This window comes from Bdellovibrio sp. HCB209 (genome assembly GCF_047306065.1).
Taxonomy (GTDB): domain Bacteria; phylum Bdellovibrionota; class Bdellovibrionia; order Bdellovibrionales; family Bdellovibrionaceae; genus Bdellovibrio.
Map to the genome: position 1 here is coordinate 2,796,682 of NZ_CP178618.1, position 14,645 is coordinate 2,811,326.

Below are 14,645 nucleotides of genomic sequence, written 5' to 3' on the forward strand. Positions count from 1 at the left end.
GCCCTGAGCGTTACTTCGCGACGCTACGCATCCCTCCACCCGGGACCGGTTTTGTTAAACGTCTGTTAAAAAGTGGTCATATTTCGTTAACAACATCACGACTTCATCCGAATAAATTCACAATTAGGAGTTACCCCATGTTGAGAAAGTTCTGGTCTGGGATTCGCGGTAAACTGCTTTTCCTCGCGCTATTACCTGTTTTTGGTTCCGCAATTCAAACGTATCTGACATTTAATCGCGCGGATCGCATGAGCTCCTCTATTGAGACGCTAACTCAAAACGTACTGCCATCTATTGAAACAATGGCAGAGATTCGCAAAGCCAGAAATGCTTCACGCCAGTGGTTTTGGTCGGGAGTTGTTCACGCCCAAGATGAAAAGGCCCGTTTAGCGGCGGTGGAAAAAGCCACGACAGAATATAATATTTTGGTTAAAAACTTCGATAACTATTCAAAAACTCCGTTCGTAGGATTTGAACAGGAAGAGTTTCCAAAGCTCAAAGCTCTCTTTCCTGAGTACGAAACCGTTTTCAAAAAAATCTCTGATAATATTAAGCTCGGCACTCCAGAGTCTTTGGCGCAAGCCACTTATGATATGGATCATCGCTACTTGGAGATCGGTGTTATGATCTCCGCGTATTGTGACAAGGTCGTTAAGTTTTACAACGACACTGGTCATGAACAAAGTGAGAAAACACAGAGTGATCACGCTCAATTGAAGAGTGCAAATATCTGGACGTCCATCATCTCCACTTCCATCCTGTTCGTAATCACGTTCTTGATGTCTGAATATATTGTTAAACAAGTGTCGTCGGTATCGACGGACCTTGCAAAAACAGGCCAGCAAGTTCGTGAGTCGATTGAGCAGCTGTCAAAAGCTGGTGTGGATTTATCTCATTCATCGACTTCTGCTGCGGCTTCTTTGGAAGAGACCGTTGCTTCCCTTGAAGAGATGAGTTCGATGGTAAAAATGAACTCCGACAATGCCAAACAAGCGGCTCAATTGTCGCAGGTCTCTTATCTTTCTGCAGAGAAAGGCGAACAAGAGATTCAGCATTTGATCAGCTCTATGAAAGGCATTTCACAATCTTCGAAACGTATCGAAGAGATCACAACGGTTATCGATGATATCGCCTTCCAAACAAATCTTTTGGCTCTGAATGCTGCTGTGGAAGCGGCTCGCGCTGGAGAGCAAGGCAAAGGCTTTGCCGTGGTTGCCGACGCTGTTCGCGGTCTTGCGCAAAGATCTGCCTCTGCCGCAAAAGATATCTCAGTCCTTATCAAAGAAAGCGTTGATAAGATCGATTCCGGAACGCAAATTGCTGATAAGTCAGGCGCAGTACTCACCGAAATCGTAACCGCAGTTAAGAAAGTATCTGATATCAACAACGAGATCGCAGAAGCCAGCTCGCAACAGGCCACGGGACTTCAACAGATCAATAAAGCCATGGGTGACTTGGATCAATCGTCACAAAACAATGCGGCTTCGGCAGAGCAAATCGCTAGCACGTCTTCAGAGATCCAAAATCAGGCTTCGGTTGTTGAGCACGATGTGGCTCACTTAAACACTATCGTCCTTGGTAAACGCGCTGAAAACATGAAAGTGGCATAAAGCCACCTTCCCTGAAAAAGCAAAAGGGCCTTCATAGGGCCCTTTTTTATTTCCAATGTTTGATTCTAATTTTATTGAGCACCGGCTTGGCGACGTAAGACTTCTTCTCTAAAGAAGTTGTTCTCAAAGCGGCGGAACGATTCTAAACGCACCTCAGAACCCAATAGATCCTTCATACGAGTGACGTTTTCTTTCTCAAGAGCACGCATTTTCTCGATGCCATCCTTAATAAAGTCTGGATGAATTTTTGATCGACGGTCTTTCAGCTGATTAACCAAGGCATTCGCAGCAGCAAGAACTTGCAACGATTTGTCTTCGTCAATACGCCATGTTTTTAACAGATACTGGGCTGCCGCCTTATAAAGACGCTTTTGGAAGTCGTCTTCAGTATAAATATCGCTAAAGCCACGCGTGTAAATAACAGAGTCCGTATAGGTCTCTTTCACTTCATCCGTTTGCGGAGGATTGAAACGACGGCGCTCTAGGTCCGCAGCCTTAGCCGCAGCTTCTTGTTGGGCGCGTGTCGCCATTGGATTTGAGTCACGACGAACTCTCTCCATAGCCAGCTCACTGGTGAAATAAACCAAAAGGCCCATTGCCACACCGGTGCTGACCCAGCGTACTTTTTCATTTTTTCTTTTCTTAGCGATATCCAGAGGCTTCGCATTCGCATTGGTTGCGGAGCTCTGAGAGATCGAGGAAACACGCCCCTCAACGGCTTCAGTGATTTGCTCCTGAACCTTTTGATTGATCTTGCCCCACGCATTGACGTCCATCACCTGCACGACTTCTTTTTCGACCGCCAAGTGGATGTCGCGGATCATACCTGCTTTTTTAGACATAACGTCTTCAACCAGGTCTTGTTCCATTTTAGAAAGGCGTTTGGACATTTCCAAGCGCATCTCTTCCAAACGCTCTTCTTCCGAACGAGCCATTTGGGATTTTTCTTTTTCTAGTTTTTCATTCAAAAAGATCTTCTGAGCATCAAACTCTTTAAACAAATGATTCTTTTTGTTTTCAACATCGGAAACCTCGATCTCAAGGTTCGCCTGTCTGCCCTGCAATTTTTTAAGATTCTCTTCCGTCGAAAATGCACGTTTCGTGTGTTCATCGATCGACGCCTTCAGGGTTTCAAGCGCCTGATTGTCATCGGCGATCTTTTCTTCCAAAGTTTTTAGAATATCTTGGGACTTCTTACGGAAATCATTAAACTCGCGTTCAGCAGCCTCTTGACGCTTTTGATAAGAGGACTCAGCCGTTTCCTTCATCTCCGTCGTATCAGCCAAAGTCTTAGCTAAGGCTGCACGTGCTGTTTCCAAGTCTTCTTTGATCACCGCCAAAGCACTCGAGTTTTTCAAAAGCTCGTCTTTAACAGTCACCAATTGCTCATGAGTTTGCTGAGCTTGCATACGAGCGAATTCGATGATGCGAACCGCTTCATCCTTAGCGTCTTTGATAGTCGCAGCGTTTTCGTTTTGCGCAGTGATGCGTGCTTGCTCCAACGCTTCGGTTTTCATTTTTTCAGTCGCTAAAGTCGCCTCAGCGATTGTTTCTTCTAAGTCATTTTTAGCTTTTTGACGCAAAGATTGAACATAGACGTCGACTTCTTCACGAAGTTCTTGGGCCATGTTACGAGCATCATGCAAAAGCTGATGACCTTGGCGTTGATAGTCTGCCAAGATCGCATCCGCTTCTTTGTGTGCTTCTGCGATACGGGTTTGATGAAAGATCTCGGCTTGCGCTTGAGCATCGCGGGCTTTTTGATAGATAGCCTGCGTGCGTTTTTCGGCTTGCTTCTCCCCTTCCAAAACGATTTGCGCAGCTGCACGTTTTGCGTCGTGCAGGATCTTTTCTGCTTGGAAAGGAGCCTGGCTTGGTGCTGGCATAGCGATGGTGTCTTCGTGACCGGTTTTTTCTCCGGCTGGTACGACTTCACCTTTCGCTGCTTTTACCACTGGCAAAGATTGCGGCACAAACGGAACTTCTGGTTCCGGTTCTGGCTCAAGCTCTGGCATTGGTGCAGGAACGTCGTCGGTTTCTAGATCGAACACAAGAATGAATTCGGAGCGGCCCATTTGCAAACGGTCATTGCTCGTCACATTGACCGGAGTGCCTTGAACCATTTTATTGCCATTAAGGAAGGTACCGTTGGAGGAGTTTTTATCTTCGATAAAGATTTGATTCCAACGGCGACTGACTACGAGGTGAACACGACTGACATGTGTGTCATTGAGTGACAGGTCACAATCCAAGGAACGACCAATGGTAAAGGAATCCTTCATCACCTCTTTGGTGATTGCCTGATCCTTCCTGTGGATGGTTACTGTAAACTTCGTCAACTAAACTAGCTCCCAAGCTTAGCCCTTTTAGGACTAAGCTCCCCGTGCAACAGCCGGAGCCTTGGCGATCTCTTTATTTAGAGCATCTTCTGCCAAAGCCTCTACAGCATCACGGTGTTCATCAAATGGTTTTTCGTGATCCGGATAATCATTATTATCGGCACGATACCACAACTGATTAAGGGCACTATCGAAACGATCTACCATAGACACGTAAGAACGGTCTGGGTTGAACATCGTATTCGTAATATGCGAAGCCAAAGAGAACACGATACCCGCAATAGAAGTTCCCATTGCGAAGGAAATCTCATGTAGGAAGCGGTCCATGATGTTTTTAGTTCCCTCAAGGTCCTGCATGTTCATCGTTCCAAGCTCTTGAAGACCGCCCGCGATACCGATGAAAGTCCCGAGGATACCACCGATAACGAATAGACCTGGCAACAAGCTGATCAAATCATTCAACCCAGACATTGGTAAGATACCAAATACGCGGTTGAAGCATGGATTGTGTTGGAACGTCGCTTTTGTAATATTCAAAAGTTTTGGCGTTTCATCAGTCCATTTCAAAAACTTCAATTGTTTCAAAATATCTTTTACCAACCACGCACAACCTTGGCGGATCAAAAAGATACGGTCGCTTGTCGACATCACAGAGTCTGGCTTACGACGTTTCATACGATCACGCACTTCGAATGTTTCGTAGTACGTTCTCTCAAGCATACGTTTCGCAAGCACATAGAAAGAAACGTCTTTCACTTTGCCTGGAATCTCTGCATGCATATAACGATTCACGCGTTTTTCAAACTCCACCGCAAACCATTCGTGACGACGAACAGTAAAGTAGATCACGGCGCGGAAGAATAAACCGACCACGAATACCGCTGCCATTGCGTATGGCAGACCTAAGATAAAATATTGAGCTATTGCAGCCTTATTCACGTCCCACCCCTTTTATTTCTTTTGATCCATAGAGAAGCGGATGATAACCCGCTGAGCCTTTTTACAGTCATTTTGCTTACAGAATTCAGCTGCCGTAGCAACGCCACGGTTCTGAACCTTCATGACTTCCAGGAAGCTTCGTCCTGAGACCTTCATCAATCCCATCAATTGTTTTTGATGATCAAACTTTACGTTATCTTCATCCAACATATAGTTGAAAATCGACTTCGCACGACGGTATGAAAGGTCCATGTTATATTTCAATGCTTCTTTATCGCCCGGCTTATTACTCTTAGGATCGATGAAACGACCTTGGTAAGTTGGCGACGCGAAACCCACGATCTCTACCGCAGAAACTTTGTCAGAGATTTTTGGATTGCCGAACAACGAACGAGAGTAAATTGGCATCGCTTTTTCGATGACGCCTTTCATTTCACGTTTCAATCTGTCAGAGTCTGAATCGAAATATTGCTGACCGAAATCCAAGACAACGTCACCAGTTTGACCATCGATTTCAGCCTTGATACCGGCCTTAGCAAAACCTTTGCTGATCTCAGTTGCCACCGCTTTACGCGCTTCGATTTCAGCACGAGCCGCTGCTAGTTGGCCTTCTGTTTCGCCCAACTTGCCCTTCAAGTTTCCAAGTTCACCCTTAAGGTTACCCACTTGACCTTGTAAGTGACCCAATTGGCCTTTTGCTTGTCCAAGTTCACCCTGTACTGCTGCCAATTGTCCTTTGGCTTGACCCAACTGACCACGAGCAGAACCAAGTTCGCCTTCAAGCTCGCCCATTTTACCTTTAAGTTGTCCCAGCTGACCACGAGCTGAACCAAGCTCCCCTTGTGCTGCTGCCAACTGACCGGAAGTTTGCGCCAAAGCACCTTTGGTATTCTGAAGTTCGTTTTGCGCGGCACCTAGTTGACCTTTAGCTTCACCCAATTGGCCTTGAAGACCGCGTGCTTCGCCCTCTTTCTGAGCTAGCAAACCTTTGGTTTTATTAAGATCGCTTTGTGTTTGGCCCAACTGTGCACTCGCGTCTTGCAATTGCTGTTGGTACTGAGCATTCGCATTGCTCAAATTAGAAATCTTAGAGTTCGCATCCGCACGAGCTGCTGCCATTTGCTTATCGAACTTAGCTTTGTTCATTTTGTTTTGCTTGTAAGCATAACGAAGTTCGTTCACGCGTTTTTGCAATGCCGTTTCAGTCGCAGCGATTTGCTGCTCACCCTGAGCGATCAACTGTTTCTTTTGTGCGATGTCTTTATTAAGATCCGTGATCTGTGTTTCTTGATCATCGATAGTTACGTCTTGATCTTTGATCAAGTCATCACGATTGATGATTTTCGCTTTTGCCATTTTATTGGCATTCATCACGTTACGAACCATTTGTTGGTACTTATTAAGAGCCTTCGCTTTTTTGTCATTTTCTAACGCCTGCTGAACAAGCTTATCCTTCTCAGACTTAGCGTCCTCTTGAAGAAGCGTCAGCTTATCCATGAGCTCTTGATATTCTTGAGCTTCGTCTTTCGGCGCTTGATTAGCGATATAGTCGTTCTTCACCGACTCATACATATTGAGTTGATGTTGAAGTTCTTCGACTTGCATCGATAACTTTTGATTTTCGATTTGACCTCTAAGAGCGTCAGTTCCAGTTCGCAAACTTGCTACCACATATAATAGTAGGAAGATCGTACTTAGCCCTAAGAATAAGTCAGAGTACGATGTCCAGAAGCTGTCCTCTGAATGAGCACTCTTGTGTTTTTCATAATTGAACGACATAACAAACACACCCCACTGCAGCTAAAAGCTTAGCAGCTACTAAATGCGAGTGGGTGTATCATTTGTAGAAATCCCGACCTTTATTGAGTCTAAAGTGTCAATTTGTATTCCATGAGTGGTGGTCTAGGGCACTATTGTTCGAAATTTTGATTAATCTTTGTTCACGTTAGTCCAGGATCGTGAGACTGCCAACAGTTCAAACGTTTCAACAGTTTATGCACGTTTCCTGGGAAATTATTCTCACGAGTGAAAGTTACTGGAGCATTATTGTATTTGCTCACGGTGTGTGACTGAGCAACGTGTACTTATGTTTTCTGTATCTTTTGTTCGCGATAAGGACAATGACGACAACCAGAGTTGCAGCAGTGCCCTCTTTTCAGATGATTGAGTTTGGTGAAAACTTGATAGCCCGTTTTAGGATCGATATAAAACAATTCCCCTCGAGAACAGGCCTCTTCGTGGAGCTTTTCTATCTCTTGTTTTTCTTTTGATTCACTCACCGCGAATTAAACTTTTTGCGTGAGATCTGCGAGTTTGATTTTACTAAGGTAGGACATCGAGTGATTTTCGAGTCCCGTCGTCACGTCACACATGATTTTTTTCATCGCACAAGAAACTGCACAATGCTTCAGTGGTTCTTTATCTGGAGTGTTCAACAAAGGTTTACCAGATACCGCCATATAAATATCTTTAAGAGTGATGTCTTTACGTTGTGAGCTTAAACGCACTCCACCCGCTTTGCCTTTAAAGCTTTCGACTAAACCTGCTTCGACAAGTTTAGAAAGCAAACGACGAATGACCGTGGGATTTGTGCGAATGCTTGAAGCCAATACTTCAGACGTCATCAGTTCACCTCTGTGGTAACTGAGAACCGTCATTATATGTACTGATACTGAAAATCTTTGATCAAGCATGGAACCATTATAGCCGATGGCGCAGAAAGAGGCAATGACAAGCTCCGATGGACGCCAAAACACCTGTCTTTACAGCTATTTGACTATTACTCGCTTTAAATGTGCTTTTTACTGTTGCAATTAAAAACGAACAGGTTCATATTGTGCTTATATCGGTCACATTAACGAAGGAGTCCGAGAATGGCTAACAATCAGATCCAAGAAGCTCTTGAATGGCGTTACGCGGTTAAGAAATTTGACCCGACTAAAAAAATCTCTGAAAAGGATCTTACAACTCTCTTGGAGTCCTTAAAGTTAGCGCCGTCTTCTTATGGTGTTCAGCCTTGGAAATTCCTGGTGATCGAAAACCCTAAAATCCGTGAGGAGTTGAAACCCGTTTCTTGGGGGCAAACGCAAATCACGGACGCAAGCCATCAGATCGTGTTCCTTTATAAAGACACGATGGATGAAGCTTTCGTGCAAAAGTACATCGACCGCATCGCTGAAGTTCGCGGTGCCCCTGTCGAGTCTTTGCAAGGGTTTAAAGAAATGATGATTAATAATCTAGTGAAAGCCCCGGAGGAAAAAATCAGAGTTTGGTCTCAACGCCAAGCCTATATCGCCATGGGATTTTTGCTAGAGACTGCAGCCCTTCTCAAAATCGATGCAACTCCTATGGAAGGCTTCAGTCCTTCAGACTATGACCGCATCCTTAAGCTCGAAGGCACTGGATGGAAATCCATTGCCACGGTGACTTTGGGATATCGTCACGCTGAAGACTCTTTTCAAAACCTTAAGAAGGTCCGCTTCGCTGACGATGCACTGATTGAATACGTGAAGTAGACCATCCTCCCGAAGCCATGCGTGTGACCTCCAGCGCATGGCTTTTTCTTTATCTTTAATTGGGCTCAATCTCCAATACCGTGGTGTGAGAGCCCTAAGACATGCAAAGCCCCATACGGCATCGGACACTTTATGGGGCTTTGTTTGTTTTAAATTTTCGGTTTTAATTAGAAGTAGTAAGCGTCGAAAGGCATTTTGCCTTTCAAATGAGATTTCTCTGGTCCGCTGTCATAGACACGGACTTCGATCACTTTATCTTTGATAATAATCACCACCGGGTTCAGATATCCCAAACCTTGAATTGATTTCGCCGGAATCACGTGCGCTTGAGCATCAGAAAAACGGAACTCTTCAAGTAACTTCAAAGTATCAGTCTCGCGAATCGCCTGCTCCATGCGAGCATCTGTGACTGCGAAATCAAGATCACTGGTTTTTTCGTAAGCTTTGCCATTCGCAAAACTACCGTAAATAACGATCGGGCCTTCGTGCTTTTCTTGAGTGATAAATTTGTGTTGCAAGCGCAGGGCCGTCAGCAAAACATCGGCACCTTCTAAGTGCATAGGTGCGTCTGTTACTTCTTGGATGCGTTTGAAATACATATCAAAAGTTTTTTCGATCGAGGCGTTGCGCTTGTTGATCATGTAATCGAACCAACTGCGCACATTCAAAGACTCGGAAACCATGACGTCTAAGTGACGTTTAAAGAATTTCATCGGACCGTCTTTGGAATACTTCAGAACTTTCACGTCATTGTAAATGTCGTGAATCATCGTCATCATCTCTTGCTTGGCTTCGGGTGAAAGTTGTTTAAAACGAACCTTCACTAAATCCAAAGACTCACCTTTTTGATTGATTTCAGGAAAGCCCATGACCTGCTGATAGCGAGCCATTGAATCCAGTACTTTTTTAGAAGAAACGTGTTGGCTGATAAATTTGGCATAAGCCTCAGATTGAGGAGCCATAGCCGGGTCGCTGTCGTACTTAGCCTCAAAGATACGAGAGCACATATACTTATAGGCATGCGCCTGACTGACCATCAGGAACGCCAAAGCGCCTAAAATATATCGAGCGAAAATCGCAGTACTTTTCATATCAGGGAAACAAAGAGCAAGAATCCCACCACCGTGAACTCCGTTAAAACGCATATACGCGACCTCAACGGTGTACAACGGGTTAACAGGTGACACTAACTGGTAACGAAATCAGGTACTTCCGGTCGTTTTCAAAGGAGTGAAACCCCACCTGTTTACTTTTACCGTTTCTATTCAAAACAGTTTCGCAATAGAAACTCGTGTTTCCACTCATGCAACCTTAGGGACCGGACGATAGCAACAGCATGGGCCTCTCCCGGAATGTTAAGTAAGGAGGAATTGTGCGTTTTGGAAACCATCTCCAAAAAATTATCACTCTCGTGCTATTTCTCTCGTCATCTTTAGCATTAGCGAGCGCGACCTCTTTGACTTATCAAGGTCGCATACTGACCTCGAGTGGTCAGGCCTTCGAGTATAACAACGCTAGCTTTCTTTTTAAAATCACCTCACCTGACGGCCAATGCGTGATCTATCAAGAGCAATTTAATGGCGTGGATATGACAAACTCCAATGGCATATTCGATGTGCCTATCGGAACCGGCAGCGTTCAATATATTTCTTCGCCCGCTGTCACTGTCATTGATGTCTTTAACAATGCTTTAAGTTATCAGTGCGGATCCTGCGTCGCCAATGGCAATTCATATACTTGCTCTCCTTCGATGTCGGCCCCTTATGTAGCCAACCCGTCAGATGGCCGACTTTTAAGAGTGGCTTTTCACGATGGCAGCGGTTGGAATTCCGTCACTCCTGATAACAAAATTCGAGCTGTTCCTTATGCTGGCTATTCATTCACCTCCTATAAACTAGGATCTTACACCTCCAATGATTTTATGTTGAAAACAGACGTCCCTGCCGCCTGTGGAAGCGCCGGAAATTTTCTTACTTGGAATTCATCTCAATCGAAATTTGCTTGCTCCACTTTAACCAGTGCAGGCGCTGGTACAATCACTTCCGTTACCGCCGGAACTGGACTTTCTGGAGGAGGTTCTTCCGGAGGAGTAACGGTTTCACTTGCGAACTCGGGAGTTACTGCCAACACTTATGGTTCCGCGACACAAGTTCCTGTATTCACTGTCGATGCGTTGGGGCGTATCACCAATGTCGTAAATACGACGATCAGTGGAATTGCCCCGTCGGGCTCTGCGAGTGGTGATTTGAGTGGTACTTATCCTGGTCCAACGATCGCAAATAGCGTTGTTACAAGTGCTAAAATTGCTGATGGTACGATCGTTAGTGCTGACATGGATTTCACAGGCACCAATATCGCGACATCTACTCTTGTAGTTAAAGACTCTACAGGAAAATTTGCAGAGTTCGCATGTTCTACTGTAGGCCACGTTGCTACGTGGACTTCTGTAGGCTGGGGATGCCAAGCGGCTTCAACAACAGATTCAACAAAATTGCCTCTTGCTGGCGGTACGATGGCTGGTGCCATTGACATGAATACTAACAACATCACAAACATCGGCTACATGACAATGTCATCTGGTAGAAGTTTGCATGTTTCAAATAATACTTCTGATCCAAGTTTGGTTGCTGCTGATAAAGGTAAAATCTGGTTCAACTCGACATCTAATGAGTTGAAATACTGGAATGGTACGACTGCAATCGCGGTTGGTTCATCAGGTTCTGCCATCACCGCTCTGACTGGTGATGTGACCGGGACGGGTCCTGGCTCTACCGCTACAATAATCGCCAACAGTGCTGTGACAAATGCAAAAATGGCGAATATGCCTTCTTATACTTTAAAAGGTAACAACTCAGGTTCTGCTGCGGCTCCTTCTGATGTGACGATCTCTTCACTGCAAGGAACTGGCGCAAATCAATTCGCTGCAGGTAATGACGCTCGTATTACGGGTGCTCTTCAATCAGGCGCTTCTGCGGGTGGTGACCTTAATGGTACTTACCCAAATCCTACAATTTCTTCGGGCGCCGTGACCTCTAGCAAGATTGCCACTGCGACGATTTTAGGAACTAATCTGGATTTCACGGGAGCCAATAGCGCCACCACCGGAATCGTTCTAAAAGATTCGACGGGCAAATTTGTAAATTTCCTTTGTACTACTGCAGGTGATATTCCGACTTGGACTGCATCTGGATTTTCTTGTCAGACACCTTCGCCCTTACAACCCTCACTTGCCGATGGTAAATTGTGGGTCGGAGTTAGTGGCACAGCTACTGCCGTCACGATGTCGGGCGATGCGACTCTTTCAAATGCAGGAGCGTTGACTCTGGCAAATGTGGCAACCGCTGGAACTTATACTAAAGTCACCGTGGATGCAAAAGGACGTGTAACCACGGGGGCTAATTTAGCAGCAGGAGATATCACCACAGCTTTAACGTACACGCCTGTAAACAAAGCTGGTGATGTGATGACCGGTTCATTGGGATTAGGCATCTTTACAAATACAACTGAAGCAACTTTGATTGCGGGTTGGAATAGTTCTGATAAAGGCCGAACTTGGTTTAACAGTGATACAAACCAAGTAAAGTATTGGAACGGCTCTACAGCCCAAGCTTTAGGAGTTTCCGGCGCAGGATTAACTTCCCTAAATGGTGAGTCTGGTTCGGCACAAACTTTTGCTGTACCTGGAACATCGGGTACAGCTCCCTCATGGTCTTCTGCTTCTAACACTCATACTTTGAATATTCCCATGGCTTCCGCATCGGGCGTCAGTGCCGGTCTTTTAAATAAAACTGATTACGACTCATTCGCAGCCAAGCAAGCGGCCGGCAACTACATCACTGCACTAACCGGCGATGTAACAGCCGCGGGCCCTGGTTCTGCCGCTGCAACAATTGCCAACAGTGCTGTGACCAACACAAAAATGGCCAACATGGCAGCAAATACTTTAAAAGGTAATAACACTGGCTCGGCAGCAGCACCGACGGACATTACGATTGCCAGCCTTCAAGGAACATCTGCAACCACATTCGCTGCCGGCAATGACTCTCGCATCACCGGCGCTATGCAGTCAGGGGCCACAGCCGGTGGAGACTTAACAGGAACATATCCGAATCCCACGATTACCGCAGGCGCTGTAACGACAGGAAAAATTGCTTCAGCTACTATCCTGGGCACAAACATGAACTTTACCGGCGTGAATGCGGCAACTACCAGCATGGTTCTTAAAGATTCTACAGGAAAATTTTTTGATTTCACCTGCAGCACGGCAGGACATGTCGCTACATGGACTGTGTCTGGCTGGGCATGCCAAGTGGTCAGTCTGACCCCTTCTGGTTTCGGTTCACAAACACAGAATACATTCTTGGCTGCCCCCAATGGTTCTGCAGGTAACCCAACATTCAGAACGATTGCATCCGCAGATCTTCCGATTACTGGAGCATCGGGAGTATTCACAAACGGTGGTAATACTTTTGGGGTGGACGCCATCATCGGCACTAATGATGCCAGAACACTTAGTTTGGAAACTAGTGGCACAACTCAAATGTTTATCAGCGCCACAGGAAATATCGGCATGGGAACCGCGTCTCCCACCTCCAAACTTCACGTCAGTACCGCTCTTACTGGAAACTCAGGTCAGTTGTACACGAACTTCTTCTATGCGACGGCCGAACCTACAGCAGCTTCATCCGCCACTTATTACGGAAGCCAGGGCACCGTCGCAAATTATGCCAGCAACACACGTTTAAATGGAGCCACCTTAACCGGTGTGGCAGGATTGGTTGAGCAAGGTGGCACGGGAATAATTGGAAATGCCAATGCCATAGAAGCATTAATCAGTAAATTTGCGGCTGGCAACATGGGCTCTATCAATGGTGTTTATTCTCACATCACCACATCAACTTCGGGCACCACTGATACGTTCCGCGGTCTGTATGTTTCTACCAATATTTCTGGAACTAGCACACTGACTAACGGATACGGAGTTGTCATCGATTCAATGGGCGGAACGACCAACAGCTACGGGATCTATCAAAACGGTGCTAGTGACAGAAACTACTTTGCGGGACGAGTCGGTATCAATACAGCAACGCCAAGTGCAAATGCAAAACTTGAGGTTGCAGGTTCCATCGTAAGCACTGCTTCCACAGTATCTGGTGCAACAGTGAACCTTTCGACATCAAACACAATCACTCTTACCGCTGTGGGAGGATCTGCTATTACGCTGTCAAATATGGTACATGGTGGAAACTATACTCTGCTGGTTAGTGATACGACTTCGCGTACCTATACTTTCACCGGATGTAATACGAGCAAGTATAAACCTGCGAATACCGCCACTGTCGCCAGCACAAGTACCATGTATAATATTATTACCGTCTATAACGGCTCGACTTACGATTGCTGGATTACATGGGCCAGCGGGTACCAGTAATGAGATCCATCACGTTTTTATTTCTTCTTACAATTGCTCCATTCGCGTTACAGGCGAATACATTTGGCACGACGGGTGCGTTGCTGGCCGCACAAACAGCGACCAATCAACTTGATATTTCGTGGACACCACAGTGGAGCAACTTGAAAGCCTATTACCGTATGGACGGAAAAACCGGAACTATTGCAGCTTCTGCCATCATTCACGATTTATTTGGAACTTCCAATGGGACGACCTCCGCTTCCGGACTTTCTTACGCCGTCGGTAAGCTAGAACAAGGCCTTACGTTCACTACTTCTTCAAGTGTTACGATTCCGCGGACTTCCCCCGCGAACGTATGCACAAATTCTACAATCATGATGTGGGTAAAATGGAATGCGACGACCTCAAATTGGTGGACGAGCATAGCCGGAAATTTTAATCAAAATTCATGTACGGATGCTGGTTGGTATTTTCAACAACATAGCAACACCAAAAAAATTGAAATCACTATCAACACCAGCGGCAACAACAACCAATCGGATTACAGCACTGGGGATGTACTCGACGGAACCTGGCATCACGTTGCAATCACTATTGCATCCTCGCAAATGTTGATGTATGTGGACGGCACCCTTGATAAAACTATTTCTATCATAATGGGTACCGGAGTCTGCAGTCCCACTGCCCCCATTAGCTTTGGAAGCACCATGTGTGCAGATCCCCTTCCCTCTCCCGCTATGCTTGACGAAATAGCAATCTTCAATTCGATTCTTACTGCTTCTGATATTTTAACAATCTACAATCGCCAAAAAAATGGAGTTAGATAAAA

At 45.6% G+C, this 14,645-nt stretch carries 10 protein-coding genes; 4 read left to right on the forward strand and 6 right to left on the reverse strand.

Annotated elements, in window-relative coordinates; all coding sequences use genetic code 11:
* Positions 1 to 137 precede the first annotated feature (137 nt).
* On the forward strand, positions 138 to 1,610 hold the full coding sequence (locus ACLVWP_RS13600) for a methyl-accepting chemotaxis protein (protein ID WP_413557971.1): 1,473 nt from the start codon (positions 138 to 140) through the stop codon (positions 1,608 to 1,610).
* A gap of 71 nt (positions 1,611 to 1,681) precedes the next feature.
* Here the strand turns inward: ACLVWP_RS13600 and ACLVWP_RS13605 are convergent, their stop codons facing one another.
* The 5 genes from ACLVWP_RS13605 to ACLVWP_RS13625 form a co-directional block, all read right to left on the reverse strand.
* Entirely contained in the window at positions 1,682 to 3,949 is a 2,268-nt protein-coding gene (locus tag ACLVWP_RS13605) for an FHA domain-containing protein (protein WP_413557972.1), read from the reverse strand.
* A 33-nt stretch (positions 3,950 to 3,982) separates the two neighbouring features.
* Positions 3,983 to 4,888 carry a hypothetical protein gene (locus ACLVWP_RS13610; protein ID WP_413557974.1) on the reverse strand — a complete coding sequence of 302 codons (906 nt, stop codon included), beginning with the start codon at positions 4,886 to 4,888 and terminating at the stop codon, positions 3,983 to 3,985.
* A gap of 12 nt (positions 4,889 to 4,900) precedes the next feature.
* Positions 4,901 to 6,667: a microtubule-binding protein gene (locus ACLVWP_RS13615; protein WP_413557976.1), complete on the reverse strand. Its 1,767-nt coding sequence runs from the start codon at positions 6,665 to 6,667 to the stop codon at positions 4,901 to 4,903.
* A gap of 305 nt (positions 6,668 to 6,972) precedes the next feature.
* Positions 6,973 to 7,167 (reverse strand): DUF5522 domain-containing protein, encoded by a 195-nt coding sequence (locus ACLVWP_RS13620; RefSeq protein WP_413557978.1) that lies wholly within the window; start codon positions 7,165 to 7,167, stop codon positions 6,973 to 6,975.
* Between the two features lie 6 nt (positions 7,168 to 7,173).
* On the reverse strand, positions 7,174 to 7,581 hold the full coding sequence (locus ACLVWP_RS13625; RefSeq protein ID WP_413557980.1) for an RrF2 family transcriptional regulator: 408 nt from the start codon (positions 7,579 to 7,581) through the stop codon (positions 7,174 to 7,176).
* A gap of 180 nt (positions 7,582 to 7,761) precedes the next feature.
* On the opposite strand from ACLVWP_RS13625, the gene ACLVWP_RS13630 reads away from it, so the two are divergent.
* Positions 7,762 to 8,403 (forward strand): NAD(P)H-dependent oxidoreductase, encoded by a 642-nt coding sequence (locus ACLVWP_RS13630; RefSeq protein WP_413557982.1) that lies wholly within the window; start codon positions 7,762 to 7,764, stop codon positions 8,401 to 8,403.
* Between the two features lie 167 nt (positions 8,404 to 8,570).
* On the opposite strand, the gene ACLVWP_RS13635 is transcribed toward ACLVWP_RS13630, so the two are convergent.
* On the reverse strand, positions 8,571 to 9,548 hold the full coding sequence (locus tag ACLVWP_RS13635) for a hypothetical protein (protein ID WP_413557984.1): 978 nt from the start codon (positions 9,546 to 9,548) through the stop codon (positions 8,571 to 8,573).
* 227 nt (positions 9,549 to 9,775) lie between these two features.
* On the opposite strand from ACLVWP_RS13635, the gene ACLVWP_RS13640 reads away from it, so the two are divergent.
* Positions 9,776 to 13,834: a beta strand repeat-containing protein gene (locus ACLVWP_RS13640; RefSeq protein ID WP_413557986.1), complete on the forward strand. Its 4,059-nt coding sequence runs from the start codon at positions 9,776 to 9,778 to the stop codon at positions 13,832 to 13,834.
* Entirely contained in the window at positions 13,834 to 14,643 is an 810-nt protein-coding gene (locus ACLVWP_RS13645; protein ID WP_413557988.1) for a LamG domain-containing protein, read from the forward strand. Before ACLVWP_RS13640 ends, ACLVWP_RS13645 begins: the two co-directional genes overlap by 1 nt.
* Positions 14,644 to 14,645 lie beyond the last annotated feature (2 nt).

Coding starts and splice junctions, on each gene's coding strand:
- ACLVWP_RS13600 (WP_413557971.1), top strand. CDS start 138: ATGTTGAGAAAGTTCTGGTCTGGGATTCGCGGTAAACTGCTTTTCCTC.
- ACLVWP_RS13635 (WP_413557984.1), bottom strand. CDS start 9,548: ATGCGTTTTAACGGAGTTCACGGTGGTGGGATTCTTGCTCTTTGTTTC.
- ACLVWP_RS13625 (WP_413557980.1), bottom strand. CDS start 7,581: ATGCTTGATCAAAGATTTTCAGTATCAGTACATATAATGACGGTTCTC.
- ACLVWP_RS13645 (WP_413557988.1), top strand. CDS start 13,834: ATGAGATCCATCACGTTTTTATTTCTTCTTACAATTGCTCCATTCGCG.
- ACLVWP_RS13630 (WP_413557982.1), top strand. CDS start 7,762: ATGGCTAACAATCAGATCCAAGAAGCTCTTGAATGGCGTTACGCGGTT.
- ACLVWP_RS13615 (WP_413557976.1), bottom strand. CDS start 6,667: ATGTCGTTCAATTATGAAAAACACAAGAGTGCTCATTCAGAGGACAGC.